At 67.4% G+C, this 26,108-nt stretch carries 31 protein-coding genes; 22 read left to right on the top strand and 9 right to left on the bottom strand.

Features of this window, described 5'->3' with window-relative positions:
- Positions 1-119: 119 nt before the first annotated feature.
- The 7 genes from ACV7JO_RS17470 (at position 120) to ACV7JO_RS17500 (ending at position 7,687) form a co-directional block, all read left to right on the top strand.
- Positions 120-1,760 (top strand): ABC transporter ATP-binding protein, encoded by a 1,641-nt coding sequence (locus ACV7JO_RS17470; protein WP_470355943.1) that lies wholly within the window; start codon positions 120-122, stop codon positions 1,758-1,760.
- Positions 1,760-2,863: an ABC transporter permease gene (locus ACV7JO_RS17475; RefSeq protein WP_470355944.1), complete on the top strand. Its 1,104-nt coding sequence runs from the start codon at positions 1,760-1,762 to the stop codon at positions 2,861-2,863. Before ACV7JO_RS17470 ends, ACV7JO_RS17475 begins: the two co-directional genes overlap by 1 nt.
- On the top strand, positions 2,863-3,855 hold the full coding sequence (locus ACV7JO_RS17480; RefSeq protein ID WP_470355945.1) for an ABC transporter permease: 993 nt from the start codon (positions 2,863-2,865) through the stop codon (positions 3,853-3,855). Before ACV7JO_RS17475 ends, ACV7JO_RS17480 begins: the two co-directional genes overlap by 1 nt.
- Positions 3,856-4,062: 207 nt before the next feature.
- Positions 4,063-5,187, top strand: coding sequence for a BMP family ABC transporter substrate-binding protein (locus ACV7JO_RS17485; protein WP_470355946.1), 1,125 nt, complete (start codon positions 4,063-4,065; stop codon positions 5,185-5,187).
- 105 nt (positions 5,188-5,292) lie between these two features.
- Positions 5,293-6,651 carry an aromatic ring-hydroxylating oxygenase subunit alpha gene (locus tag ACV7JO_RS17490; protein ID WP_470355947.1) on the top strand — a complete coding sequence of 453 codons (1,359 nt, stop codon included), beginning with the start codon at positions 5,293-5,295 and terminating at the stop codon, positions 6,649-6,651.
- A gap of 5 nt (positions 6,652-6,656) precedes the next feature.
- Positions 6,657-7,181 (top strand): aromatic-ring-hydroxylating dioxygenase subunit beta, encoded by a 525-nt coding sequence (locus ACV7JO_RS17495; RefSeq protein WP_470355948.1) that lies wholly within the window; start codon positions 6,657-6,659, stop codon positions 7,179-7,181.
- On the top strand, positions 7,178-7,687 hold the full coding sequence (locus ACV7JO_RS17500; protein WP_470355949.1) for a hypothetical protein: 510 nt from the start codon (positions 7,178-7,180) through the stop codon (positions 7,685-7,687). Before ACV7JO_RS17495 ends, ACV7JO_RS17500 begins: the two co-directional genes overlap by 4 nt.
- 3 nt (positions 7,688-7,690) lie before the next feature.
- On the opposite strand, the gene ACV7JO_RS17505 is transcribed toward ACV7JO_RS17500, so the two are convergent.
- A complete protein-coding gene (locus tag ACV7JO_RS17505) occupies positions 7,691-9,376 on the bottom strand; it encodes an adenine deaminase C-terminal domain-containing protein (RefSeq protein WP_470355950.1) in 1,686 nt (561 codons plus the stop codon).
- 148 nt (positions 9,377-9,524) lie between these two features.
- Here ACV7JO_RS17505 and ACV7JO_RS17510 point away from each other — a divergent pair, with 148 nt between their 5' ends.
- Positions 9,525-10,142: a nucleotidyltransferase family protein gene (locus ACV7JO_RS17510; RefSeq protein WP_470355951.1), complete on the top strand. Its 618-nt coding sequence runs from the start codon at positions 9,525-9,527 to the stop codon at positions 10,140-10,142.
- Between the two features lie 295 nt (positions 10,143-10,437).
- On the opposite strand, the gene ACV7JO_RS17515 is transcribed toward ACV7JO_RS17510, so the two are convergent.
- Positions 10,438-10,887 carry a TRAM domain-containing protein gene (locus ACV7JO_RS17515; RefSeq protein ID WP_470355952.1) on the bottom strand — a complete coding sequence of 150 codons (450 nt, stop codon included), beginning with the start codon at positions 10,885-10,887 and terminating at the stop codon, positions 10,438-10,440.
- Positions 10,888-11,061: 174 nt separating this feature from the next.
- Between ACV7JO_RS17515 and ACV7JO_RS17520 the strand changes: the two genes are divergently transcribed.
- Positions 11,062-12,066: an alcohol dehydrogenase gene (locus ACV7JO_RS17520; RefSeq protein ID WP_470355953.1), complete on the top strand. Its 1,005-nt coding sequence runs from the start codon at positions 11,062-11,064 to the stop codon at positions 12,064-12,066.
- Positions 12,067-12,111: 45 nt separating this feature from the next.
- On the opposite strand, the gene ACV7JO_RS17525 is transcribed toward ACV7JO_RS17520, so the two are convergent.
- Positions 12,112-13,443 carry a permease gene (locus tag ACV7JO_RS17525; protein ID WP_470355954.1) on the bottom strand — a complete coding sequence of 444 codons (1,332 nt, stop codon included), beginning with the start codon at positions 13,441-13,443 and terminating at the stop codon, positions 12,112-12,114.
- A 141-nt stretch (positions 13,444-13,584) separates the two neighbouring features.
- Here ACV7JO_RS17525 and ACV7JO_RS17530 point away from each other — a divergent pair, with 141 nt between their 5' ends.
- A complete protein-coding gene (locus ACV7JO_RS17530; RefSeq protein WP_470355955.1) occupies positions 13,585-13,824 on the top strand; it encodes a hypothetical protein in 240 nt (79 codons plus the stop codon).
- 41 nt (positions 13,825-13,865) lie between these two features.
- Here the strand turns inward: ACV7JO_RS17530 and ACV7JO_RS17535 are convergent, their stop codons facing one another.
- Entirely contained in the window at positions 13,866-14,552 is a 687-nt protein-coding gene (locus ACV7JO_RS17535; protein ID WP_470355956.1) for a DICT sensory domain-containing protein, read from the bottom strand.
- Between the two features lie 7 nt (positions 14,553-14,559).
- The gene (locus tag ACV7JO_RS17540; protein WP_470355957.1) at positions 14,560-14,946 is read right to left on the bottom strand and encodes a DUF7344 domain-containing protein; all 387 of its coding nucleotides are present in this window, start codon (positions 14,944-14,946) and stop codon (positions 14,560-14,562) included.
- A gap of 523 nt (positions 14,947-15,469) precedes the next feature.
- On the opposite strand from ACV7JO_RS17540, the gene ACV7JO_RS17545 reads away from it, so the two are divergent.
- From ACV7JO_RS17545 to ACV7JO_RS17560, 4 genes are all read left to right on the top strand, one after another.
- Positions 15,470-15,997 carry a DUF7344 domain-containing protein gene (locus ACV7JO_RS17545; RefSeq protein ID WP_470355958.1) on the top strand — a complete coding sequence of 176 codons (528 nt, stop codon included), beginning with the start codon at positions 15,470-15,472 and terminating at the stop codon, positions 15,995-15,997.
- Between the two features lie 298 nt (positions 15,998-16,295).
- Positions 16,296-16,931 carry an IS6 family transposase gene (locus ACV7JO_RS17550; RefSeq protein ID WP_470354639.1) on the top strand — a complete coding sequence of 212 codons (636 nt, stop codon included), beginning with the start codon at positions 16,296-16,298 and terminating at the stop codon, positions 16,929-16,931.
- Between the two features lie 176 nt (positions 16,932-17,107).
- Positions 17,108-17,392, top strand: a complete 285-nt coding sequence (locus ACV7JO_RS17555; RefSeq protein ID WP_470355959.1) for a HalOD1 output domain-containing protein — start codon at positions 17,108-17,110, stop codon at positions 17,390-17,392.
- 72 nt (positions 17,393-17,464) lie between these two features.
- On the top strand, positions 17,465-17,830 hold the full coding sequence (locus tag ACV7JO_RS17560; RefSeq protein WP_470355960.1) for a DUF5658 family protein: 366 nt from the start codon (positions 17,465-17,467) through the stop codon (positions 17,828-17,830).
- 7 nt (positions 17,831-17,837) lie between these two features.
- Here ACV7JO_RS17560 and ACV7JO_RS17565 read toward each other — a convergent pair whose 3' ends face one another.
- On the bottom strand, positions 17,838-18,347 hold the full coding sequence (locus ACV7JO_RS17565) for an HTH domain-containing protein (protein ID WP_470355961.1): 510 nt from the start codon (positions 18,345-18,347) through the stop codon (positions 17,838-17,840).
- 436 nt (positions 18,348-18,783) lie between these two features.
- Here ACV7JO_RS17565 and ACV7JO_RS17570 point away from each other — a divergent pair, with 436 nt between their 5' ends.
- The 3 genes from ACV7JO_RS17570 to ACV7JO_RS17580 all read left to right on the top strand — a co-directional run bounded on the left by ACV7JO_RS17570 (position 18,784) and on the right by ACV7JO_RS17580 (position 20,269).
- Complete coding sequence (locus ACV7JO_RS17570; RefSeq protein ID WP_470355962.1) at positions 18,784-18,981, top strand: hypothetical protein; 198 nt, start codon at positions 18,784-18,786, stop codon at positions 18,979-18,981.
- 56 nt (positions 18,982-19,037) lie between these two features.
- Positions 19,038-19,892 (top strand): 3-keto-5-aminohexanoate cleavage protein, encoded by an 855-nt coding sequence (locus tag ACV7JO_RS17575; RefSeq protein ID WP_470355963.1) that lies wholly within the window; start codon positions 19,038-19,040, stop codon positions 19,890-19,892.
- A 101-nt stretch (positions 19,893-19,993) separates the two neighbouring features.
- Positions 19,994-20,269: a HalOD1 output domain-containing protein gene (locus tag ACV7JO_RS17580; RefSeq protein ID WP_470355964.1), complete on the top strand. Its 276-nt coding sequence runs from the start codon at positions 19,994-19,996 to the stop codon at positions 20,267-20,269.
- Here ACV7JO_RS17580 and ACV7JO_RS17585 read toward each other — a convergent pair.
- Entirely contained in the window at positions 20,266-20,547 is a 282-nt protein-coding gene (locus ACV7JO_RS17585) for an ArsR family transcriptional regulator (RefSeq protein ID WP_470355965.1), read from the bottom strand. The genes ACV7JO_RS17580 and ACV7JO_RS17585 overlap by 4 nt on opposite strands.
- Before the next feature lie 456 nt (positions 20,548-21,003).
- Here ACV7JO_RS17585 and ACV7JO_RS17590 point away from each other — a divergent pair, with 456 nt between their 5' ends.
- On the top strand, positions 21,004-21,627 hold the full coding sequence (locus ACV7JO_RS17590; RefSeq protein ID WP_470355966.1) for a DUF7344 domain-containing protein: 624 nt from the start codon (positions 21,004-21,006) through the stop codon (positions 21,625-21,627).
- 304 nt (positions 21,628-21,931) lie between these two features.
- On the opposite strand, the gene ACV7JO_RS17595 is transcribed toward ACV7JO_RS17590, so the two are convergent.
- Positions 21,932-22,096, bottom strand: coding sequence for a DUF7837 family putative zinc-binding protein (locus tag ACV7JO_RS17595; protein WP_470355967.1), 165 nt, complete (start codon positions 22,094-22,096; stop codon positions 21,932-21,934).
- Between the two features lie 332 nt (positions 22,097-22,428).
- Here ACV7JO_RS17595 and ACV7JO_RS17600 point away from each other — a divergent pair, with 332 nt between their 5' ends.
- A complete protein-coding gene (locus tag ACV7JO_RS17600; RefSeq protein WP_470355968.1) occupies positions 22,429-23,343 on the top strand; it encodes an NAD-dependent epimerase/dehydratase family protein in 915 nt (304 codons plus the stop codon).
- 78 nt (positions 23,344-23,421) lie between these two features.
- Here ACV7JO_RS17600 and ACV7JO_RS17605 read toward each other — a convergent pair whose 3' ends face one another.
- Positions 23,422-23,652, bottom strand: a complete 231-nt coding sequence (locus tag ACV7JO_RS17605) for a hypothetical protein (RefSeq protein ID WP_470355969.1) — start codon at positions 23,650-23,652, stop codon at positions 23,422-23,424.
- 173 nt (positions 23,653-23,825) lie between these two features.
- On the opposite strand from ACV7JO_RS17605, the gene ACV7JO_RS17610 reads away from it, so the two are divergent.
- The 3 genes from ACV7JO_RS17610 to ACV7JO_RS17620 all read left to right on the top strand — a co-directional run bounded on the left by ACV7JO_RS17610 (position 23,826) and on the right by ACV7JO_RS17620 (position 26,079).
- Complete coding sequence (locus ACV7JO_RS17610; protein ID WP_470355970.1) at positions 23,826-24,485, top strand: helix-turn-helix domain-containing protein; 660 nt, start codon at positions 23,826-23,828, stop codon at positions 24,483-24,485.
- A gap of 294 nt (positions 24,486-24,779) precedes the next feature.
- On the top strand, positions 24,780-25,550 hold the full coding sequence (locus ACV7JO_RS17615; protein ID WP_470355971.1) for a hypothetical protein: 771 nt from the start codon (positions 24,780-24,782) through the stop codon (positions 25,548-25,550).
- A gap of 1 nt (position 25,551) precedes the next feature.
- Positions 25,552-26,079: an Hsp20/alpha crystallin family protein gene (locus tag ACV7JO_RS17620; RefSeq protein ID WP_470355972.1), complete on the top strand. Its 528-nt coding sequence runs from the start codon at positions 25,552-25,554 to the stop codon at positions 26,077-26,079.
- The last annotated feature ends 29 nt before the right edge of the window (positions 26,080-26,108 follow it).

Genomic DNA, 26,108 nt, shown 5'->3' on the forward strand with positions numbered 1-26,108 from the left:
GTCCAGAAATTGACGAAAGAATAGCGGTATCGAAATCTGCCGACCGTGCGTTCGCAAATTTGTCCGTGGAGGGTGTTATTATATACTACTGCACCGACTTCTCTGCGTAATCAGAACGTATGAGTGACGGCGAATTTCTCCGGATGGAAGACATCAGGAAGACGTTTCCGGGAGTGGTGGCGAACGACGACGTCTCACTGTCGGTTCAGCACGGCGAGATACACGGTCTCCTCGGTGAGAACGGAGCCGGCAAGAGCACGCTGATGAAGGTGTTGTACGGGCTCTACTCGGCCGATAGCGGCGCGGTCTACCTCGACGGCGACCGCCTCGAACTGGCGTCGCCACAGGACGCCATCGACGCCGGCATCGGGATGGTCCACCAACACTTCAAGCTCATCCCGCGTCTCTCCGTGGCCGAAAACATCGTCCTCGGGATGCGCGAGCCGGCGGCCCCGTTCCGTGACGACGGCGGGACCGGGCCGCTCTCGTCGCTGACATCGAACCGGTTCCTCAGGGCGCTGGCGACCAGATTCACGCTCGGTCTCGACGCGCCGGCGGCGGAGATTCAGACCCTCGCCGACGACTACGGCTTCGATATCGACGTGACTGCGAACGTCTGGGAACTCGGCGTCGGCGAGCGCCAGCGCGCGGAGATACTCAAGGCCCTCTACCGAGACGTCGACCTGCTCGTCCTCGACGAACCGACGGCGGTTCTCACGCCGACGCAGGCCGACCGGCTCTTCGAGACGCTGCGACGGCTCGCGGACCGAGGTCTCACCATCGTCATCATCACCCACAAGCTCGACGAGGTCGACGCGGTGACCGACCGCGTGACCGTTCTCCGTGACGGCGAGCGGGTCGGTACCGTCGAGACGGCCGCGACGGACTCCGACGAACTCGCGCGGATGATGGTCGGCCGCGACGTGCTGTTCGAGTTGGACAAAGACCCGGTCCCGACCGGTGACGTGGTGCTCGACGCCGCCGGGGTCCGGGCCGTCGACGACCGCGGTATCGAGGTGCTCTCCGGGGTGGACCTGACCGTCCGCGAGGGGGAAATCGTCGGTCTCGCCGGCGTCAGCGGCAACGGTCAGAAGGAACTCGCCGAGGCGCTCGTCGGCGTCCGTGACACGACCGACGGGAGTATCGCCGTCGGCGGAACGGACCTCACCGGCGAGTCGCCGCGGGCGTTCATCGAGAACGGCGTGTCGTTCGTCCCCGAGGACCGCCACGAAGAGGGGTGTGCCGGGGACCTCCCGGTGATGCACAACGCCGTGATGAAGAGCTACGCCGACGAGGCGTTCTGTGAGGGGCCGTGGATAGACTACGAGGCGACGGCCGACTACGCCGAGCGGCTCGTCGAGGAGTTCGACGTGCGCGGCGTCGGCGACGTTCGGAACGCCGAGGCCGGCGACCTCTCGGGCGGGAACCTACAGAAGCTCATCCTCGCCCGCGAGATGGTTCGGGACCCCAGTCTGCTGGTCGCCACGCAACCGACCAGAGGGGTCGACGTCGGCGCGATAGAGTTCATCCGCGAGCGCCTCATCGAACAGCGCGAGCGCGGCACCGGCGTCGTGCTCCTCTCGGAGGACTTAGACGAGATATTCGACCTCAGCGACCGGATTCTCGTCGTCTACGAGGGTGAAATCGTCCACGAGACGACGCCCGAAGCGGCCAGCCGGCGGCGCATCGGGCTGGAGATGAACGGCGGCGACGGCCGACAGTCGCCCAGAGCCGCCGCCGACGGCGGGCGGAGCGAGTGATGCGGGTAGACGTGGAACTGACGGCGCGAGAGGAGGTGCCACGCTGGATGGCCTACGGGACGCCGGTGTTCACGATACTGGCCGCGCTGGCGGTGAGCGGGCTCGCGTTGCAGGCACTGGGAGTGAACCCGCTGTCGGCCTATCGGATACTGTTCGTGCAGACAGTCACGACGAGTTTCGGGCTGACAGAGACGATAGCGAAAGCGGTCCCGCTCATCCTCGTCGGGCTGGCAGTGTACCTCCCACTGAAGGCCCAACTGTGGAACATCGGTGCGGAGGGACAGCTGTTTCTCGGCGCGATAGCGGGGACGTGGGTCGGCCTGAACGTGTCACTGCCCGCGGTCGCGCTGTTGCCCCTGATGTTCGTCGCCGGCGGGCTCGCCGGGGCAGCGTGGATAGCGGTGCCGGCCCTGCTCCGGGCGAGGCTGGGTATCAACGAGATAATCACGACGCTGCTGTTCGTCTTCGTCGCCGCCGAGATAAAGAACTACCTCGTTCGCGGCCCGATGCAGGCGTCGGGTGCGAACTTCCCGCAGACGGCACAGCTCCCGGCGGCAGCTCAGCTACCGGACATTCCCGGACTCGGTTACCCCGTCGGCATCGTCTTTGCAGTGCTGTTGGTCGGCCTGACCTACCTCCTCGTCAACCGGACGCGGCTCGGGTTCGAGATTACCGTCCTCGGGTCCAACGACGAGGCGGCCGAACACGCCGGCATGAGCAAGCTCAAGGTGTATACGCTCGTGCTACTTGTCGGGGGTGCGATGGCCGGCTTCGCCGGCATCAGCGAGATAGCCGGCGTGCAGAGCCGACTGCGCGCGCAGTTCGCGCCCGGCTACGGCTTCACCGCGGTCCCCATCGCGCTGTTGGGCCGCAACGGCGCGGTTCAGGTGCTGTTGGCCGCGCTGTTTTTCGCGGTGCTGTTCGTCGGCGGGTCGAGCATCCAAACGCTGTTGAGCGTGCCAGCGGCCATCGTCGACATCGTGCAGGCGCTCATCATCCTGTTTCTCATCACGGCCGAGTTCTTCAAGCAGTACAGCGTCGACCTCTCGGTGCGCCGACGCCCCGGTCGTGAGACGGCCGGTCGACCGGAGGGAGAAGTCTGATGGCGGGACTGCTCACCGGGTTGGCGAACGCGACGGTCAACGCGAGTACGGTCCTCATTCTCGCCGGCCTCGGAGAACTCATCAGCGAACGGGGCGGTGTACTCAATCTCGGCGTCGAGGGAATCATGCTCGTCGGCGCGCTGTCGGGCTTTGTCACCACGTGGACGACTGGCAGCCACTGGTTGGGCCTTGGCGTCGCCGTCGCCGCCGGCGGCCTCATGTCGCTCATCCACGCCTTCCTCTGTGTCTCGCTCAACTCCGACCAAGCCGTCAGCGGCATCATGCTGACGCTGCTGGGGACGGGGCTGACGACGTACTTCGGCAACAGCTGGTCCGGCAAGTCCATCTCGGGGTTCCCGGAGCGAACGCTGCCACTCGTCGGCGACGCCCTCGTCGAGATTCCGGTGGTCGGCTCCGCGCTGTTTCACAGCACCGTAACCGACTACGTGGCGCTCCTGCTCGTCCCCGCCGTCTGGCTGTTCCTCTACCGGACGAACGTCGGCTTGGAACTCGTCTCGGTCGGGGAGGACCCGGAGACGGCGGACACGATGGGCGTCGACGTGTTCAGGATGCGGTATCTGGCCGTCGTCATCGGCGGGATGCTGGCCGGGGCGGCGGGCGCACACCTCTCGCTGGCGTTCAACGAGATCTGGTCGGCGACGATGACCGCCGGCCGCGGGTGGATAGCGGTGGCACTCGTCATCTTCGCACGGTGGCGACCCGAACGGATTCTCCTCGGCGCGTACCTGTTCGGCCTGTTCAACGCCCTGCAACTGTACTCACAGGGCCTCGACCTCAGTCTCGCGGCCGGTACGCCACTCGCCGGCGTCGTCAACCCAGTCGTCGCCTTCGTCCTGAACCCGACGATAATGTCGACGTATCCGTACCTCGTCACGCTGGTCGTGCTGGTCGTCACCGTCGTTCGGGCGGAGAACAGAGAACTGGCTCAGCCGTCGGCGCTGGTCCAGTCGTACAGCCGCGAGACGGACTGAGGCCGGTGTCGTTCGGGCCAGCGTTCCGTCGGCGTGGACCACGACTACCGGGAACGTCACAGTCGACCCGTCCGGCTGCGGCCGCAAAATCCATCGCATCGACAATACTTATACCTACGTGGGGATACGTGGTCATGTGAGTGGAAAAATGCTAGATGTTAAGATGTTAGTGCAAATAATGGGCTCAGAAGTTGAAGTATTAAAACAATGAACGGGAGAACGCTGACGCGACGAGACGCACTGAAGGCGGGAGCGAGCGCCGGGCTGGTCGGGCTCGCCGGCTGTTCCGACAGTAGCGGCACCAGCGGCGACGGGTCCTCCGGCGAAACCACGACCAGCGATGGGACCAGCACCGACGGGAACGACCCGCTCTCCGCGGCGTTCATCTACCAAGCGGAGGTCAGCGACGTGGGCTGGGACCGCGCACACGAGGACGCTCGGCAGGCCGTGACCGAGGAGTTCGACTGGCTGGAGACGGAGTACTCCGAGGCCGTCGCTACCGGGGACGTACAGCGGGTGATGGAACAGTACATCGCCAACGGTACCGACGTCATCTTCGGCACGACGTTCGGGTACATGGACCCGATGTACGAGATGGCCCCGGAGTACCCGGATACTGTCTTCGAGCACTGCTCGGGGTTCCAGACGCGGGAGAACATGGGGCGGTACTACGGACGGCTGTATCAAGCACGGTTCCTGTGTGGGGTCGCCGCCGGCCTGCTGACGGAAACGAACCAACTGGGGTACGTCGCCGCGTTCCCCATTCCGGAACTCGTCCGGCAGATAAACGCCTTCGTCCGGGGAGCCAGAGTCGTCAACCCCGACGTGACCGCCAGCGTGCGCTGGACCAACGCGTGGCTCGACCCGCCCGCCGTGACGCAGGCAGTCAACGCACTGATAAACGACGGGGCCGACGTTATCAACAACCACCAGACCTCCACCGCGGCCGTTCAGACGGCGGCGGAAAACGAAGCGTGGGCGTTCACCTACACCACCTCGATGGCCGAAGCGGGCGGGGACTGGTACGGGAGTTCCGCGCTGTTCAACTGGGAGGAGTTCTACCGGCCGACCCTGCAAGCAATCCACGACGGGACGTGGGAGTCCGACGCGTACTGGGACGGGCTGGACTCGGGGGTCGTCGGCGTCGACGACTTCGGGCCGCAAGTCCCTGACGAGGTGGTCAGCGAGGTCGAGACGAAACAGTCGGAACTCACTGGCGGCGACCGGACCGTCTGGCAGGGCACGCAGTTCGAAGGGGAATCCGACCCGTTCCTCTTCGGAGAGATGAGCAGCTACGTTGACGGCATCGAGGGGGAAGTACCCCAGTCGTGACGCGACGACCGGCGCGTGATGCACGCGGGCGTGAGACGGCCCACCCCCCGAATCTCGCCGTCGAGAGCGAAGCCGCCACACACGGACGAGAGAGACGAGACCGACATGAGTGAACCGAAGAGAGAGGGCGACCCGACCGCGGTCGCTGACATCGTCGAACGGACCGGAGCGGCACTGAAAGACGGGCAGTACCCGCTGGCGCTCACGAACAACCCCGACGTGTACCGAGCGGAGTTGCGGCGCGTCTTCGGGCGCGCGTGGAACTACCTCGGCCACGAGTCGGAGTTCGCGGAGCCCGGGGACTACGCACGCCGGTACATCGGCGAGGACCCCTTCATCGTCACCCGCGACGAGACCGGCGAACTCCACGCGTTCCTCGATAGCTGCATGCACCGCGGGGCGCAGTTCTGTACCGCCGAAAGCGGGAACACCTCGCACTTCCGGTGCCCGTACCACGGGTGGACCTACAAGAACGACGGGACGCTCCAAGGGATGCCCCACATGGCGGAGGCCTATCAGGACCTCGACCCGGACGACATCGAACTCGAAGCGGCCCACATCGACAGCTATCAGGGGCTCGTCTTCGGCCGTATCGCCGACGAGGGACCGTCGCTCGAGGCGTATCTGGGTGACTTTAGGTGGTATCTCGACGTGCTGTTCGGCGCGACGGCGGAGGGGATGACCGTCGTGGGAGAGCCACACCGCTGGGAGTCAGACCACGACTGGAAGACCTCCGCGGACAACTTCTCGGGGGACTCCTATCACGTGCTCACGACCCATCAGGCGGGGCTGGAGACCGAGACCCTCGAACGCGGACCGTGGGAGGAGCTGACCGATTTCCCCGGGGCGTCGTATCTCGCCTGTACGGACCGCCACTCGGTGGGCTACTACCTCGCCGAGGACGCCGACACGTTCATGGACTACCCCGACCGGATAACCGACTGTCTCGACCCCTCGCTCAGCGACGCCCAGCGGGAGCTGTTCGGGCGGTCGGTGTTTCACTTCGGGACCGTCTTCCCGAACATGTCCATCATCCACGGGGTGCAGTCGGGCGGCTGGGGCGGGCCGTGGGCGTGTATCCGGAAGTGGAACCCCCGCGGTCCGGGGACGACCGAAACCACGAGCTGGTGGCTCGTCCCGAACGAGTTTGCCGGCGACGAGTCGTTTCTCGAAGACTCCCACCGCGGCTGGGAGAGCCTCAGCCCCGGCGGCGCGTTCGAGTCCGACGACCTCACGATTTGGGAGGGCATCGCCGATAGCGGCGACGCGGTGACACACGAACTCCGCGATACCCGGGGGAACCTCCAGCAAGGCCGTGGAGCGATGACCGACGAGGTCGAGACGGTCGAGGAGCCGCTCCACGGCCCTGCGACGGTCACGTCGAAGGGACTGTACTTCGACGAGCGCAACTCCCGGACCGTCCTCCAGTCGTGGTACGAGATGATGCGCGAGGGCGAGCCGTGAACGCGATGCCCGAGACGACAGCGAGCGTCAACGCCGAGACCCAACACCGGGTCGAACAGTTCCTCTACCGCGAGGCCGACCTCCTCGACGCGTTCGCGCTGGAGGAGTGGCTCGACCTGTTGGACGAGGACATCTTGCTGGAGGTGCCGGTCCGAGTCACACCACACCCCGGGTCGGAGCGGCCGGCGTTCAGCCCCGAGTCGAACTACCTCAGAGAGGACTACGAGATGATCCGCGAGCGCGTCGGGCGGCTGGAAAAGGAGTACGCGTGGTCGGAGAACCCACGGTCTCGGGTCCGCCACGTCATCGGGAACGTCCGAGTCGTAGACACCGACGACGACACGCTCACCGTCGCCAACAACCAGCACGTGTTCCGGAGTTACGGCGACACCGCCGACCACGACCTGCTCTCGGCTCAGCGACACACGGTACTGCGACCGGGGCCGGACACCTACACCATCACCGCGCGGACGGTGTACCTCGACCACACCGTTCTGAACACGAAGAACCTCACGCTGCCCCTCCTGTGACCGTGCCGGGGGACGACCACACCGCCGGCCGGACGCAGACGACCCACCGGATTCAGGTGGCAGACGACGACGGGACAGTCACCGTCCGAAAACTCGTCTCGAAGGGCGAACGGCTCGAAATCGACAGCGGCGAAGACAACGTGAAACTGGACGCACTGTTGCTCGAAGGGCTGTCGTGGCAGCGCGACGGGGCGGCCGTCGACGAACTGCTCGACGCCGACGGCGCAGTCGCGGCGGACCCGGTCGGGAGCGTGACAGAGCCGCCGGCGAACGAACCCGAGAGCGGGACATCGGTGTCGAACGAGTACGCGCACGTTCACGTCCGCGAAGTGAGGACGGCCGCCGGGCCGGGCGTGGAGGTGGCGACGCCGAGCCGCGGGACCGCGGTCACGCTCGGCGCGCAATCGCTTCGCGGCCTCGCGGCCGTGCCGGACACCTACGTCTTCTCGGTCTGGTTCGAGACGCCGTTCGGGCCGGAGGACACGCCGGTCGAGGGGCCGCTGTGACGCTCACTCGACGACGACATCGACGTAGGTCCGCGACGCGACGTCGACGAGGCCGTTGTTAGTGAGGCGGCGAGTCGGGATGACTTCGAGCGCGAGGTACGTCAGTTCGAGGAGCCCGCCGGGAACCGACAGCCCGACCGTCTCGGCCGCCTCGGCGACGGCCTCGAACGACCGTGCCGTTTCCGCGAGCGAGTCAGTCGAGAGGAGCCCGGCCGCGGGGAGCGGGAGCGTCGTGAACTCGTCGGTCGTCGGGTCGAAGACGGCGATACCACCGCCGATTTCCTTGACGTGGTTTGCGACGCGGGCCATCGCGTCGTGGGTGACGCCGGCGACGACGCAGTTGTGTGCGTCGTGAGCCACCGTGGTTGCGATTGCGCCGCGCTCCAGACCGAGATTGTGAACGAACCCGCGTCCGACGGTGCCGGAACCGCCGTGGCGCTCGACGACGGCCATCGGCAACACGTCAGCGTCGCGGTCGGCCACGAGGACCCGACCGGCCTCGGTCGACTCGACCGGGACGGTGCGGGTCAGGTCCTCGGTACGGAAGCTCCCGACGGCCGATTCGACGCGGACCTCGACGGGGCCCGGTCCGTCGTGTTCGATGGCCACGTCGGCCGGGTCGAGGCGGTCGAACGAGACGGTATCGGTCGGTAGTTCGGACCCGGTCGGTGGCTCGTCGGCCGTCGGGTCGACGACCCCGTCGACGACGACGTGTTCGACGTCCCACGACTCGAGGTCGGAGAGCAAGACGAGGTCGGCCGGCGCGCCGGGTTCGACCCGGCCGAACGGGAGGTCGTAGGCCTCCGCCGTGTTCAGCGTCGCCATCTGGACGGCGGTGACCGGGTCGACGCCGAGTGCCATCGCGCGCTCGACGGCGACGTTGACGCCGCCGCGGTCGCGGAGGTCGACGACGCTCCGGTCGTCGGTACACAGCGAGAGGCGGCGGGTGTCGACCGCGTCGACGAGGTCCACGAGCGCGTCGAGGTTCCTGCTCGTCGACCCCTCCCGGAGGAAGACCCGGAGCCCGGCGTCGACCTTGGCGCGGGCCTCCGAGCGGGTGACGCTCTCGTGGTCGGTGTCGAGAACAGCGGCGAGTCGGTCCAGCCGCGAACCGGTCACGGCCGGGAGGTGACCGTCGACCGGCAGCCCGCGGTCCCGCGCCGCCGCGATCTTCGCGTGGACGCCCTCGTCGCCCTCGATAACGCCGGGGAGGTCCATCACCTCCGCGAGCGCGACTGCATCGTCCATCCCCAGCAACTCGTCGACGGCGGCCGCGTCGACGGTGCCGCCGCTGTCCTGTAGCGCCGTCGCGGGAACGGACGAGGGGACCGTCAGCCGGGCCTTGAGCGGCGTTCGGTCCGCGTCGGCACAGAAGTCCCGGACGCCGTCGGGACCGAGAACGTTCGCTATCTCGTGGGGGTCGTGGACGACGCTGGTCACGCCGTGTGGGACCGCCGCCGCGCCGTACTGGGGGAGCGTGACCATCGACGCTTCGACGTGCGTGTGGGCGTCGATGAGTCCCGGCGTGACGTACGCCGCCGAGAGGACGCGACGGGCGGGCCGGTCGCCGAAACCGACGACTTTCCCGCCGTCGACGGCGATAGACCGCGTCTCGGTACCACCGGTGGTGACGTTGACCAGCGTGCCCTCGACGAGCAAGTCGACCGGGTCCGACGGTGTGGTTGTCACAGGCCGTCGCTCCCGCCGCTGGCGCGCGTTCGAGTGTCCATGTCAGTCGCGTACAGGAGTAGGTCGGATATAGCTACGGGAGGGCGCGAATACGGCCGCGGCGACCCGTCGCCGGAAAGCGCAAGTACGCGGGGCTCGACGCGCGACCATGGGTACAGACACCGACGCGACCGTCGGCGGCGTCGTGCTCGCGGCGGGTCGGAGCTCGCGGTTCGACGGCGGGAACAAGCTCCTGTCGCCGGTCGACGGCGTGCCGATGGTCGAGCGGGCGGCGAACGTCGCCACCGACTCGAAGCTCGACGACACCGTCGCCGTCGTCGGCCACGACGCCGCAGCGGTCGAGTCGGTCGTCGACGGGGCGGTCTCCGCAGTGGTCCACAACCCGGACTACGACGCCGGTCAGAGTACGTCAGTCCGTCGGGGAGTCGAGTTCGCCCGGCAGGCGAACTGGGACGCGGCCGCGTTCCTGCTGGGGGATATGCCGTTCGTCGCCCCGTCGACGGTCGACAGGCTCGTTCGCGCGTATCGGTTGGGAACCGGGAGCATTGTCGTGCCGTGGTTCGACGGACAGCGAGGGAATCCCGCGCTGTTCGACAGCCGCCACTTCGACGCGCTGTGTGGCGTCAGCGGCGACCGGGGCGGGCGGGACCTCGTAGTGAACCACGACGGGGCCGTTCGCGTCGAGACCGACGACCCCGGCGTGGTTCGGGATATCGACACGCGGGCCGACAAATGCGGCGAGGAAAATATAGGTGACGACGGATGACGGAGAAGAGTGTGATTTCGACCACACATGCATTTTAAAGAGGTTTTGTACACATATAGGGCAGTTTTCAAAACTAAATTTGATTTGTATAGATTGAAGGTTCCTACAGAAGGAGAATATACCCATATATTCCTATCTTCTGCTTACTAATGGCCCCATTCGGTCATATATTCGCGCACATAGACGTATGTGTGAGTGGGGTCCAATCCGCGTTTTGCGGAGACGAAAGCGACAGCAACAGTCGGATCGCCTCGTCAAACGGCTCGGCGGGCTGTGGTCCGCCCCGAACCGGTTTTCACTCGTAGTAGCTCAGCCGCTCGACGACGGTGGCGAAGGCGACGTTCTCGCGTACGTCGGTTATCTCGACGGCGACGCGCTCCCCGCGCTCGGTGTCGGGGACGACCACGACGAAGCCGCGCTCGACGCGGGTGATGCCGTCGCCTTGGTCGCCGATGTCGGATATCTCGACGGTGCGCTCCTCGCCCTCGCTGACCGGCGGCTCGCGCGCGCCGCGGCGCGAGGGTGTCTCGGTGCGGTCGGTCCCGGAGCCGGTCGCGCGGTTCTCGCGGCCGTCGTCGGCGGACGACTCGTCGGCACCGGTCGAGACGAGCGCGACGCGGTGGGTCTCGCCGGGGTCGACCTCGCCGAGTCGTACTTCCCGCTCGGGTATTTCGACGACGTACGCGCCGTCGCGTCGCTCGACAGTCGCAGAGAACAGACACTGAAGTCGGTCGGGAACGTCCATGAGACAGCTCTGTCGCGGACCTTGTGAGGCGAGGTACTTGGGTGTACCTCTCGGACCGCGACGCGGAACCGACTCGCTCCGAGGGCGCTAGCGTGGGCCAGTCGCGTAGGTGGCCGCCGCCCCCGCCCGGCCGCTTATCAGCGCCACGCTGGTAGTCGGGACGTGTCCGACACTATGCACGCGGCAGTCGTCTCGGAACCGGAGGCCGACTTCGAAATCGTCGAGCGCGACGTGCCCGACCCCGCGGCCGGGGAGGTCCGGGTCGCCGTCGAGGCGTGTGGTATCTGCCACAGCGACGCCTACGTCAAGGAGGGGACCAACCCGGCCGTCTCGTACCCGCGGGTACCGGGCCACGAGGTCGCCGGCCGCGTCGACGCAGTCGGTGAGTCGGTGACCGAGTGGGAAGCGGGCGACCGGGTCGGGGTCGGCTGGCACGGCGGCCACTGCTTCACCTGCCGACAGTGCCGGCAAGGGAACTACCTCCAGTGCGAGAACGGCGAGATAACCGGGCTGAGCTACGACGGCGGCTACGCGGAGTACATGACCGCGCCCGCGGAGGCGCTGGCGGCGGTGCCCGAGTCGCTGGACGCGGCCGCGGCCGCCCCCCTGCTGTGTGCGGGCGTGACGACGTACAACGCCCTGCGCAACAGCGGCGCGCGTCCCGGGGACCTCGTGGCCGTACAGGGGGTCGGCGGGCTCGGCCACCTCGGCGTCCAGTACGCCCACGCGGCCGGATTCGAGACCGTCGCCGTCTCCCGGACGCCCGAGAAGGAGTCGCTGGCGCGAGAGCTGGGCGCGGACCACTTCGTCGACGCGTCGGCGACCGACCCCGGAGCACGGCTGCGGGAGCTGGGCGGCGCGGACGTGGTGCTGGCGACGGCCCCGTCGAGCGCCGCCATCGAGTCCGTCGTCGACGGCATCGGCGTCGACGGCTCCGTCGTCGTGGTCGGCGTTCCGGGTGAACCGGTCGAGGTGAACGCCCAACAGCTGGTCGGGGCCCGCGGCAGCGTCGAGGGGTGGGCGTCGGGCCACGCGCTCGACTCCGAGGAGACGCTGTCGTTCAGCGCGCTCCGGGACATCACGCCGGAGATAGAGACCTACGCGCTCGACGAGGTCGGGACCGCCTACGAGCGCATGATGGACAACGACGCGCGGTTCCGCGCGGTGCTCGAGCCCTGAGGCCGGGCGACCGGAGTCTTCGGCGACCGGCCGGCACCGACCGGTTCAGTCGCCGGCGCTGTGGGTCCGGTCGCCGTGGCCGCCAGCGCCGTTGGCCGAGCCCGTCCGGTGGAGCCAGTAGAGGGCCAGAAACAGGACCGTCGCGAGCGCGTTGAGCACCGTCTTGTAGTTCAGTTCTATCGCCACCTCGGTTATCCGCACGCTTCCGGGGTCGGGGATGAGCCCCGCGCCGAGGAAGACGAAGTGGACGGCCACGCCCGTCAGGACGGCGGCGACGAATATCATCCCGGAGAGGACGGCGGCGAACGTCGCCCCGTAGTAGTCGCGGTACGCGGCCACGATGGGCGGGACGATGAGGTCGGCGTAGATGTACGACAGCACCGCGCCGAAGGGGAGGCCGTTGGCGAACAGGACCGCGCCGAAGGGGACGTTGCCGACCGAACAGACGAACGTCGCCACCCCGATGACCGCGCCGAGGACCGCCGTCCAGACGACGTACACCGGGAGGCCGAACGTCGCGCCGGAGAACACCGTCGTCCAGACGCTCTCGGGGACGAAGCCGGCGACGAGGCCGGCGAAGACGAAGCCGACGGCTATCTCGTCCCAGAGCATCGCCCACTCCTTCCACTGCTTGTCGGCCAGCGCGCGCCACCCGGACAGCGAGGTCGCCCGCTCGCGGACGGTCGTATCGGCCGCCTCGGGGTCGAAGCTCTCCTTACAGGACTGCGAGCAGAAGTAGTAGGTCCGCCCGTCGTGGTCGACGGTGTGGTCGGCCTCCTCGGTGTCGACCTCCATCCCGCAGACGGGGTCCCGGACGGTCCGGTCGTCGTCGCTGACGTTGTCCCGGGCCGTCTCGACGAGGTCGTCGGGGACGAGGTAGACGAAGCCGGCGGCCATCAGGCCGATGAGCGCAATCCCGCCGACCACGTCGGCGAGCAGGAACTGCCAGCCCAACAGGAGCCAGATGACGGCCCCGATCTCGATGACGAGGTTCGTCGAGGCGAACATGAACGCCCCGAGCGTGGCCGCGGCGGAGCCGCCCTTCTTGAAGAGGTTCTTCGCCGTGGCGATGGCGCTGTAGGAACACGACGACGAGACGAATCCGAACAGCGAGCCGTAGCCGATTTCGCGCACGCCGTGGCCCGCCAACAGGTCCGATACCTCGTCGTCCGAGGTCCACGCCTCGACGCCGCCGGCGACGGCGAACCCGACCACCAGCGCCCACCACGTTATCCACGCCATCGCGACCGTGGTGGTGAGCCACTCTCGTACACTCTCGGCGAGGAAGGCAAACAGCGGCTGCGTGGTCGTGAGGAAGCCGACACCGACCGTCGTGAGCGCGACGAGCGCGAGGATGCCGTATTCCCGTCGGTCCATGAGTGCACGGACGTGTACGGCGTCCCGACCTAACGGGATTGTGACTAGCGGAGCGGGAGCAATCGGAGGGGCTGACTTTGGAATCCAAAGCGTTCGGCGGGGCGGAACGTTCTTGTCAACGGGCCGAGAACGGGGGGCGTGATGACACTGCCCCTCCAAGCCGCCGTCCCCGGCGGTATCGAGATACTCGTGATTCTCCTCGTCACCGCCCTCTCGCTGGTCGTCCCGCTGGTCGTCTCCGCGCTGGTCTACCGGGACGCGAAGCAGCGAAACAGCCGCCACGCGCTGGCGTGGGCCGCCGGCGCGTTCCTCGGGAGCCTCGTGGTCTGGGTGCTGTACTACGTCGTCCGCGACGAGGTCGGTTCGGGAGCGCGTCCGTAGCTCCCGGGTCCGGGCCCCGATGCCGGAGCGCACCGGCGGACTCAGAGCGCTTCGAGCGCCGCGGCGATGTCGGCGGTCGTCTCGGGGTCGTCGGTCCAGACGCCGTCGAACCCGTCGTCGGTCTCGCGGGCGACCAGCCCGCACGCGGTACCGTCGCCGCCGAGATACGTCAGCACCCAGTACCGGTCGTCCGGCCCGGAGTCGAAGGTGTGGTACGTGACGCCGTCGATGGCCGGCGGCGACCAGTCGTCGACGCCGTAGATGTGGATGTCGAGGGCCGTCTCCGCGGCGAGATACCGGTACGTATCGGCCTGTGACTCGAAGACGGACAGGCGCTGGAAACCGGCCCGGAGCGTCCCCGACCCGACCCGGTAGGCCCGCTCCTCCGTCTCGCGGCTGACCGCGAGCAACTGCCGGCGGTTCAGCGCGGTGAACAGCGTCCCGTCGAGCACGTCGTAGAGAGCGGCACCGACCGTCGTCCCGTTCCCGCCGCTGGGACGGGCGGAACGGGGTTCGAACAGCGCGTCGAGGGAGGCGAGCGCCAACGCGCCGACGAACTCGTCGTCGACCGCGACGACGAGGAAGGGGGCCGGCCCCCCGGGCGGGAGCGGCCGCCGCTCGACGGCCACGCCGTGTGTCGAGAGGAAGTCGACCGTCGCCGTCTCGTCGTCGGCCGCGTAGACGGTGAACCGCTTGTCGGCGTCGTGTTCGAGGAAGGCGTCGAGCATGGGTCCGCTACGGCGTCTCCGCGGTGACGCTCTCGCGGACGATGTCGGCGATTGCCTGCGGGACCTCGGCGACTTCGACGGTCTCGCTCTGCTGGTCGTAGCTGACCAGCTCCGCCCCCGAGAGCATCGGCACGTGGACGTGATGGAGGTTCACCGCCGTCCGCTCCCTGTCCGCCGGCGACGCCGGCATCTCCGTCTCGGTCGCGTCCCACCCGACGAGGACGGTCGCCAGTTCGTCGAGGGAGTGGCGCCCCTCTTCGAGCAAGAGGTACAGCGCGCGCCGGCGCGTGGCCGACGCCAGCGCCCGGTACACCGAATCGTCCGACAGGCGGTCTGTGTAGTCTGTTCCCGCGCTATCCGATGTCCGACCACCCTCCGTTCGCTCCCCGTTCATGTCACCATAGGATAAAGATGTACAATTGTATAAATATATCGGCGCTCCGGGTCGAGCGCGACCGTCCGCGTGCTGAACTCGTAGGACCGGAAGCGAACGGTCGGAAACGGCGACAGGAATCGCCGAGATGCCCCGCGCCGGCTGACGGTTTCGACACGGCGGCACCGCCCGTTTCTGACCGCCCGTCGCCGCGACTGCCACTCCGAAAGCCGATTCCTAGAGTCGCTTACGAAGCCACTTATGCGGCACATATGGGTTCGTATTCGGGGAGTGTGTGCATAGATAGTCGCCAGTACCGACAAGGGGGCGAAAATCCTGACTCGTAAAGCCGAATATGGAACGATATCTCCCCGGATAATCTCGGTTCGTCGATACCTCGGAGAGGGCGACGGGTCAGTCGCCCGTATCGTCGGCGAGTAGTGCGCCGCATCTCGGAGTAACGTGGTCGTAACAATACAGTCGACAGGGGTCGATTAGAACGCGGCGTTTCGTCCTGCCGCCGACAGCGACGTAGAGCTGACCAATGTCAGACGAGGAAGGCCTCTCCCACGACCACGTGTTCGATATTCTGAGTAGCACGAGGCGGCGCTACGTCCTGTACTACCTACGGGAGCGCGATGAGCGCGTGGAGCTGACGGCGCTCGCGGAGGAGCTCGCAGCGTGGGAAAACGACACGACAGTCGAAGAACTGGAGACGCAGGCCCGCAAGCGGGTGTACGTCTCGCTGTATCAGACGCACGTCCCCAAGCTCCGCGAGGCGGGCCTCGTCGAGTACGACGCGGACGCGGGCACGGTGTGGCTCACCGGGGCCGAGGGCGTCATCGACCCGTACATCGGCACGAACGACGACCCGCGGCCGTGGTACCGGTACTACGGACTCGTCGCGCTGGCGAGCGCGGGCCTGCTCGGCACCGTTCTGCTCGGGGTCGTCCCGCTGGACCTGACGGTCGCAGCCGTCCTCGTCACCGGCGCGTTCGTCGCGCTGGCCGTCGCTCACACGGTGTCGCGGATTCGAGAACGGAACAACGACGCCGAGTTTCGGGAGTTCTGAGGCGGATCTGGAGCCGCGTCCGTGCGTCGCCGGGTCGGCGAACGCCGAGCGGAGGCTACAGCGGCCGCGGCGGTCAGTCGTCGTCGGTGGTCGCGTCGTCGGGGACGAGGAGGTCCGGGCTCCGCTCGTAGGGCGGTGTTTCCACGAACTGAGCGATACGTTCCATCTCGCTCTCGGAGAGGTGTTTTGGCATCAGACGTTTACACCGCATAGTATCTATTAGTAATACCTCGGATACCGAGAGGGACGGTGTTTAGTTAAGCGTGAAAAGTGAGGCGGGCGAATTTCTTGGTGCTCTATGCCAGAAATCGTCCGCCTCAGCGGTAGTAGCGACTGGATAGATTTGGACTTTGTGGAGCGCGAGCGGACACCCGAGCGAGCGATGAAGCTCGGTATTCAGATGCACGTGGCTGGACTATCACTTTCGAATACAATCTCTGTTCTTGGTAAGTTGGGTGTCAAACGGTCTCGAAAGGCCGTCCACGATTGGGTACAGAAGGCTGATTTACAGCCAGACGGCGATGAAGCTCCGAATCAGGTCGCGCTTGACGAGAGCGTGATTCGCATCAATGATCAGCAATACTGGCTGTACGCCGCTATCGATCCTGCCACAAACAAATTTCTCCATATACGGCTTTTTGCCACGTACACAACTGCTTTGACGGAAATCTTTCTCGGAGAACTTCGTGAGAAACACGATGTCGACGACGCCGTGTTTCTTGTCGATGATGCGGACTGGCTCAAAACAGCCCTGCAACGACACGGCCTCGATTTCAGATACGAACTCCATGGAAATCGGAATACTGTCGAACGTGTTTTTCGAGAAGTAAAACGACGGACATCCTCTTTTTCAAACTGTTTTAGTCACGTTGACCCAGAGACAGCTGAAACATGGTTGCGAACCTTCGCCGTCTGGCACAATGCTGCTAACTAAACACTACCCCGAGAGGTAACAGGTTCGGTACCACGGCTCGCCCACGGTGGTGGGAGCGACAAAGCTTATTATAATTTCGACGTAACTCTGGTCCGTGGCGAGAACAACTACCCTACCGGCGACGGCAAGCGAAGCCACCGACCTGCCCGCGGCAGCCGAAGCGAGATAAGATGATAATGACCACACCCGAACAGCCGACCGTAGAGTACGTCCCCCGCGAGGAGCGATACGCCATCTCCCTGCCGCCCGGGCGAGCGCTCGAGTCCACGCTCCCCGAGGCGCTGGCGGCGGTCCGGGGCGAGGACGTGAACGACCTCCAGCCGCTGTTCGAGAGCGTCGACGTGGAGGCGCTCGACACCCTCATCGAGTCCGCTGGGACGCGGCTGGAGGTCGAGTTCGCCATCGGGTCCTGTACGGTCACCGTCCGGTCCGACCTGACGGGCCACATCACGCCGCCGTAGGACGCGGCGACGCGCCGCCGACGGGCCGGTAATCCCTCCGTAACGAGGAGTGTCGACCGCGTTGAGGCGCGTATGTGGAGACGCGACGACGAGGAACGGAGCCGTTCGGACCGCGCGCTGGCCGTGTTGGGGTCGCCGACAGCCGCGTGGACGCTCGTTTTCGGGCTCGCCGCGGCCGATATCGCGCTGACCGTCGTCGGGCTTCGAGCCTGCCTGACCGAGCGCAATCCCGTCGCCGCGTCGGCGTTCGCGGCATTCGGACCACCCGGGCTGGTCGGCCTGAAGACCGTCGGACTGGCCGTGCTGGCCGGGTCGACGCGCGTGTTACCGCCGCGCTACGAACGAGCGGCGCTCGCGGGGTTCGGCCTGACGCAGGCGGTCGCAGTGGCGTCCAACGCCGCCTTGATTTCCTCGCTGGGGACGCTGTGTCCGGGGTAGCCCGGCGTCACTCGGTCGCCGGAGGGGGAGCTACGCGGGCGAGTTCGAGCAGGCGCTCGATGGCGTCGGCGGGCGTGAGCGTCTGGTCGCCGACCTGGCAGGGGAACACGCCGACGATAGCGTCGTCTCGGGAGACGACGAGCGTTCGGTGTGGAGGGACAATTCGCTCGAAGGAAACGTCGGGGAGAGAACCCGAGACGCGCTGGACGCGGAAGAACGGCGTGATAGACGCGTCCTCCTCGGCGCTGAACGCGTAGATGTCGGCGACGGTGGCGACGGCTTCCTGTATCTCGTCGACCTCGGTCGTGTCCGTGCGGATGCCGTCGCCCCAGACGTGCAGCGACACGTCGACGTCCCCGGCGTCGCGCAGTCGCACGAGCCGGTCGAAACAGTCGTTCTGTGCGTCGTGGCCGGTCGTCGGCGCGAGCGAGCGAACGAAGAGGTCGACCTCGCTCCGTGTGTCGGCCGCCGGGAGGAACTCGTCGATGACACCGTCCGCAGTGACTGTGTCGGTCATCGGTGCGACGGTCGCCGACCATCCGTATAAATGTGTAGGGTCGTTGCGTCAGTAATTACCGTCAAAGAGGGCCTGAAACAGCCGATACCGTCGAATAAGCGAGACCTGTGCCGGCCACGTCGCCGCCGTTCCGGGGCCGCCAGCACTAGACTGGTGTGAATTTCTAGCATGCGGTGACTGCGCGACCCGCGGTACGACGGGATTACCGGGACCATCAGCGTCTGGTGAGCGTGTGGTACGTACGCGGTACGAACCGGGTACGGACGCGGCCGGAAGGTATAATCCGGTAGGGTCGGGTTTCCAAGAGTATGGCCGAACACACGCGTCGGCGGTGTCGACGGAAGGAGCGGCTTACCGAGCGCGGGAACGACCGGCGACCGGCCGGCGGAGCGCCGTCGGAACGGGCCCCGAAGTACGAACGCCGTACCGGTGACAGATGAATACCGAGGAGTGGCGGGCGGTCCCCGACGACCCGGACCCGCAGTCGGACCTCGGCTACGGAATGGAGGAGTTGGTCGTCGTCGAGTCACCGACGGACGCGCGGTACATCTTCCTCCCGGAGGACGACGCACACCTCGGCGAGGAGGAGTTCATCGTGGCCGACGAGGACGCGCTGTGTCCGCTCGACCGCTGACCCCGCCGGCGTCAGCGGGGAACTAACTAACCCCGAGAGCGCCGACCGAGCGTCCGATGTCCTACGAGGACTACCTCTCCGGGGACGACGCGGTGGTGTCCGTGGCCCCGACGAGCTACCGGCGGCTGGAGACCGACGCCGCGCTCCCGACGACGCCCGACGAGATAGCCACGCAGGTCGAGGAGTCGGCGCTGCTGGGCGCGACGGTCGCGCATCTGTACGGGTGGACCGACGGCGGAACACAGACCGCCGCGGCACTACCCGAAGTGGCGGCCGCGGTCCGAGAGCGGACGGCGGACGTACTCGTCGAGTACGGCGTCGGACCGTCCTGTCCGCTGGGCGACTACCTCGACGCCGTCGACGCCGGCCCGACGCCGGCGCTGGCACAGGTCCGCGTCGGGCCGACCCAGTACGGGCGACGCGGCGTCGCGGCCCGGAGCCGCCGTGACGTAGAGCGCTTCGTCGCGGAGCTGCGCGAGCGCGGCGTCACACCGAACCTGCTGGTGACCGACGGACGCGACGCGCAGGCGGTCTACCGCCTGTTAGAGAGCGACGTGGTGTCGAAACCCGTCGTCACGGTCCGGCTGGGCGCGCGGGACGGGGGCGTCGCCACGCCGCGGACGCTCGCCGCCGTACTCGACGCCCTGCCGGGGTCGGTGACGCCGCTGGTCGCTGCGACCGGCCCGAACCAGTTCCCGCTGACGACACAGGCCCTGTTTCTCGGCGCGCACGTCCGCGTGGGGATGGCGGACAACCGGTACCTCTCGCTCGACGAGCCGGTCGAGCGCAACGCCCAGCTCGTCGACCGCGTCGCGGCGGTGCTCCGACACGGCCAGCGGTCGGCCGCGGACGCTCCCGGGGCAGCCGACCGACTGGGCGTGGACCGGCCCCAGTTCGGGGTCGTGCAGTGACGTGGGCCCGCCCCATCTATGTAATCCAAAATGGATATCAGAGCTTCATTTCTGAGTGAGTTTCCCAGTAGATATATACCAGTTCACAACTACTGACCGGTATGCGAAAGGCCGAGCGGACCGCCTATTCCCGAAGCAGCGCAGCCGACACAGTATCGATGCGGGTCGTCTACCGGCTCGCCGACGAACTCGACCGCGAGCCGACGGACATCGCGCCACTCGCCGACTCGATTGACCCCGAAGCGCTCGACGAGGTCGCCGCGTCCGCGGGGGCGGCGACAGTGGCGTTCACGCACGCGCAGTGCCGAATAGAGATCAACGTGGGCGGGGCAGTCCCGTCGGTCGACGTGACCCGCCAGGTGGCCGCGTGTGACTAGGTCATGTTCCGGCGCTCGATGGTCTGCCAGACCGTCGACCCCCGTTCCGTGATGCCGTAGACGCGCCCCTTCTTGCGGTCCTCCGACACCAACAGCGTGACCAACTCGAGTGCCTTGAGCTCTTGGAGCGCCCGCGAGATGTGGGCGATGTTCATCTCGGTGTCCTCGGCGATGAGCGACGGCGTCGCCGGCCCGTCCGAGAGCCGCTGAAGCGTCTCGACACGGTACTGCGAGCTAATCACGTAGCTTATCTCGTCCCACTTATCGGAGTCTGACATCGTGTGTGGCCGCGCGCACCGCGGCGGTGCTTGGGCCGTGCGTGTGTACGTATCGGAGGCCCCCGAATAACGGTTTCGCTCAACGGGGGATAAAGCGGCGGACGAACCGCCGTCGGTCGCCGTGAAACCGACCGACAACAGCCGGACGGGAAGCGTGCGACGGCGAGGCGACGGCCCGTCGTAGTCGACCGTCGGCAGCGGCGCGAACGATAGGTAAAAGCCGTGTCTGAGCTATCGACCCGGCGGAGCGTTCGGCCTAGATTTAAATAGTGTCCGCTAATGGAGACGACGTGGAACCTAGCCGAAACGGAGAAGAGAACTCGGAGTACGATACGGAATGAGACATAACAAAGAATTAAGTGGTATGGGTGTGCGATTCGGGGTACTGGACGGACGATGATTGCCGACGAAAACGCGGGTTCCCGGCACGCCGGGGGCGGGAGTGGAAGATAGGACATGTGCGCACAGAGCGACTCGCCGACGACTGTCGCCGATACGGCCGACGGGAGGGGAGAACAGAGCAGAAACGAATCAACGGGTACCGACGTGGCGGATGACGCCGAACCGACCGCGCCCGAGATGCCGTCACTCGATCTAGTGTTCGGGATACTGAAAAACGGGCGGCGGCGGCGCGTCGTCCGCTACCTCGCCGACAGCGACGGTGAGGTGACGCTGAGCGAACTGGCCGAACACATCGCAGCCATCGAGAACGACACGACGCCGGACCAACTGACCTCCAGCCAGCGCAAGCGGGTGTACGTCGGTCTCTACCAGTGCCATCTCCCGAAGATGGACGACGTAGGCGTTGTCGAGTACAATCAGGCCCGCGGGCGCATCGAGCGGACCGAACAGGCACAGTACTTCGAGGAGTACCTCGACCGGGCGGCGGAACCGCCAGAGCGGCCGTGGTACCGGTACTACGGGGCCATCGCGGTGGCGGGGGTCGCCGCGCTCTCACTGACCGCGGCGTCGCCGCTCCCGGAGACAGCCGTGACCGCGCTGCTGGGCGGTGTCGTGGTCTGTGTCGGCGCGTGTGCGGCGTGGCACTGGCGCGTCACGTCGACGGACGACCAGCAGTGATACCGACCGGCGGCGGTCGGATACCGACGGCAAAACGGGGTCGAAACCTCGCTTCAGCACAGCCACGGCAGTCCGTACGAAAGGCGGAGCGCGGGACGGGTCTGCCCGCGTTCGTCCCGACGCCCCGGGTGGCGTGGCTGGACGACGGGACGTGGCCGGGTGGTGTACACGGGTGGGAACGTGCGTCTCCGGCACCCGACCACCGAGTCAGGGTACAGCAGTCGCCGACGCGACGGGGTGCGTCGGCAACCAGTGCTACCGCGGGAGGCCGATTAGTAACGCGGCACCTACCGGCGACGGCCCGTCACACCGGGTGGACGACCGAACCACAGACGCCACACTCGGCGTAACAGGTCTCGGTGCCCTCGCGGTCGTACTCTATCAGCGAGCTTCCCGGGGGGAGCGGGCTGCCGCAGTTCGGGCACGCGCCCAGCGCCGCCCGCGGTTCGCCGTCGCGGTTCGCGCACATCACGCCGACTCGGGCCTGCGAACGCTTTGTAATGCCCCGGTTTCTCGCGGCGCTGTGCGGTCGCCGGCGGACGCCAGTCCCCGGTCGAGTCCCCGAGTAAGCCGCTCGAACCGGGTAGTAAGGAGTCATTAACGACGGTCCGTGCGCCGGTATCGCGGTTCGACGCGGGGCGAGCGGGCCGCTGGCGACGCGGCCACCGCGTACGCCGGGCGTACCGCAGCGGGGCGAGCGGGCGACAGGTCGGGACGGCGTCGCCGGGGCCGCCGAACCGCGCCGGTGGCCGACCGGTACGGGGAGTATTACTACTGCCCGCGCCGGGACCCACTGGACACATGGAAGTCGACGAACTGGCTGGGCGGACGGTACTGGTGACCGGGGGGGCGGGGTTCATCGGGGGGCACATCGCCGCCCGTCTCGCCGACGCGGCGGAGGTCCGCGTCCTCGACGACCTCTCGAGCGGGGCGGCCGAACGCGTGCCCGAGGCGGCGACACTGGTCGAGGGGAGCGTCTGCGACGACGAGACGGTGTCCAGAGCGGCGGCCGACGCCGACGTAGTGTTCCACGAGGCCGGGCTGGTGAGCGTCCCCGAGACAGTCGCCCGGCCACAGGACAGCCACGCGGTCAACGGGACCGGGACGCTCGCGGTGCTGGAGGCGGCGCGGCGGGCGGACGCCAGAGTCGTCTTCGCCTCCAGCGCGGCCATATACGGCCGGTCCGCCCCGGTCCCGGTCCCCGAGGTGGCCCCGAAGCGGCCCGCCTCACCCTACGGCGTCGAGAAGCTGGCCGGCGACCACTACACCCGGCTCTACGCCGAGCGGTACGGCCTGCCGACGGTGGCGCTGCGGTATTTCAACGTCTACGGACCGGGCCAGAGCGGCGGCCCCTACGCCGGCGTCGTCGAGGCGTTCCTCGAACAGGCCCGCAGCGGCGGCCCGGTGACCGTCGAGGGGGACGGCGAGCAGACGCGGGACTTCGTCCACGTCGACGACGTGGTGCGGGCGAACCTCGCGGCGGCGACGACGGCGGCGACCGGGCGGGCCTACAACGTCGGCACCGGCGAGCGTGTGAGCGTCAACGAACTGGCGCGGGCCGTCGTCGACGCCGTCGGCGGCGACGCGCCCGTGACCCACGTCGAGGGGCGGCCCGACGACGTGCGCCACAGCGAGGCCGACGTGACGCGGGCGGGCGAGGACCTCGGCTTCGAAGCGACGACGCCGCTTCGAGAGGGGCTGACCGGGCTCGCGTAGCGACACGCCAGACTACACGGCGGCGCGGTCGGTGCGTAAATCGGTTCGACTGCCGCCGTCGGCGCGGCGTGAACGCGGTCAGTCCGGTTCGCGCTCCTGCTCGGGGTCGGCCAGCGTCTCGGAGAGCCCGTTAGCCTGCACCATCCGCGCGACGTATTCGGCGGGGTCGCCCTCGCTGACGAGGCGCTGTGTCGTCGCCGACTGTTCCTGTTCCTCGACGAAGGTGTCCCCGCCGGTCACGTCGGCGAATATCTCCCGGAGGTGACTGACGCTCTGTGCCGTCTCGTCGGCCGGATCGGTCCCGCTCACGGGGACCACCCGATGCTGTCTTCGCTGGTCATGCGAGCCGGTGTACTACGAGTCTGTCGACCAGTCCCTCATAGTTGTGTATCGACATCGAACCCGTTTTTCAGACGGCCGCGACACCCCCCGGAAGCGAGCGTGGCCCGCATTTATATACCCCGAAGGCGAACTCGGAGCGCATGAGCGTCCGTGCAACGGTCACCGTTCCCGCAGGCCCGAGCGCGCTCTCGGCGGTGCTCGACGCCGCGCCGGCGGCCCACATCGAGTTCGAGCGCGCCGTACCGCTGAGCGCACCGGCAGGGCTGTACCTTGTCGCCGACGGCGCGGCCGACCGCGCCGCGACGGTCGAGCGACTCTCGGAGTCCCGACACTGCCGCGTCGTCGACGCGGCCGACGACACCGTCCTCGTCCGGGTCGACAGGGCCGCCGCCGAAGCGTCGTGGGTCCAGACCGTCGCGGCGAGCGACGCGACGTGTCTGTCGGCCGTCGGGGCGGACACGGGATGGCGGCTGACGTTGCGGTTCCCCGACCGCGGGTCGCTCGTCGAGTGGTATCAACGGTGTAGCGACCGCGGTGCCGAGCCGACCCTCGAACGCGTCCGCGAGGGCAGCGTGTCGGGCCGCCGTGACCGGGTCGCGGCGCTCACGACAAGCCAACGCGAGACGCTCGCGGCGGCGTTAGAGAGGGGTTACTTCGAGGTGCCGCGCGCGGTCACGCTCGAACAGCTGGCGACGGAGTTAGGCGTCTCCGATACGGCGACCTCACAGCGGCTCCGCCGGGGGATAGAGTCGCTCGTGCGGGGCCATCTCGGCCGAGCGCCCGGCGACGAGACGGTGTAACAGTAGTACGTTCGTTATCGACCGGTAGCCGGGTCGTACTCGAGGAGCGCGTCGGGGGACGGCGAACCGCGACAGCGCCGTCGGCGTCGCGGACGCTGCCACATCACACCGCGACCGGCCGTCGAATCAGCCGGAACGCCGGCGTCCCGCGGTTCCTCCGCTACATAATGTGAGTTTCGTTGACAGTATGACCGACATACCGAGGAATATCCGGGCATATTTCGGGATTACCGCGGATACCACCGGTATAACAATACAAGCGCCGCGTATCGTTTCGCCCGGAGGCATCGAGAGATGACCCAACAGCTCCAGCAACCACAGCTCGCACAACCACGAGAAATCGTCTCCCAGACGGGACAGTTCCGACAGGGAGCGGTACAACCGACACAAGAACAGTACGGCTTCGGCCAGATACAAGCACAGCCAAGCGAGATTCACCCACAGATAGCCGACATCCAAGCACAGAATCAGCCAATCCAAGGGTACCAATCGCAGCCGACACAGTTCCAGCCGCAGGCGGCACAGACACAGCCGGTCTGGCAGCAACCCCAGCAGCGTCAGAGTCAGCCGGTGCAGGCCCACGCCGAACAGCGCCAGCCCGCCCCGCAGTCGATTCCGGCGGCGTCGAGCGGCGTCGACGCGACTGGACAGCTCCCGTCCGCGAACCCGGGACAGCGCCTGTCTGCGAATCCGGGAACCGCATCCGCGAACCCCGGACAGGCCGCGGGACAGGTCCCCGCACAGCCGGTGTCGACACAGCCTGTCCAGCAGCCGCTGACCCAGTCCGCTCAGCAACTCCCGGCCCAGTCCGCCCAACAGTTCCCCGGCCGGACCGCCGAGCAGATTCCGACATCGGCGGGCGCGTCCCAGTCGACGCTGACGGAGCAGCCGGTCACGCGACAGCCGATGGCACAACAGCGGCTGGCGGAACAGCGACAGATGGCACAGCAACCGCTGGGCCAGCAGGCGATGGCGCAGCCGGCCGCCCAACAGCCCGTCGCGCAGCCGGCCTACGGGAGCGAGGCCGCCGAACTGACGACACAACCGAACACACAGGGGCTCTGAGATGAGCCGAAAGGAGACGGTCGCACCGCGGGGCGGGCAGACCGCGTCGTCCCCCTACACCGGGGCCAGCGGAAGCGTGCCCAACGCGGGGTCGGAGAGCCCCGCCAACACGGTGACGATAGGGGGACAGGCGGTCCAACCACAGGGCGTCGCCGTTCCACAGGGGTTCGTCCCGGGCGAGCCGGGCGGGCCACCCTCGGGCGGTCGTCCCGTGGCCGTCCCGCCGGTGGACATCTTCGAGACCGCCGACGCCGTCGTCGTCCTGGTCGAACTCCCCGGGTTCACCGAGGAAGACATCGTCATCGAGGGTATCGACCAACGGCTCCAGATACTCGCCGAGCGCGAACTGGCCGTCGAGGAGGACACTACGCTCCACCTGCGCGAGCGGACGGCGCGCGCCGAGCGCGTCGTGAGCCTCCCGATTCCGGTCGACGTCGAGGACGCCGACGCCACCTTCGAGAACGGCGTCTGCCGCGTCGAGATTCCGAAGCTCGAAGAGGTCCGGGGCCACAGAATCGGGTTCCACTGACGCTGCCCGCCGTCGTCCGTGTCGGCGGT

This window comes from Haloarcula sp. MBLA0138, assembly GCF_055632455.1.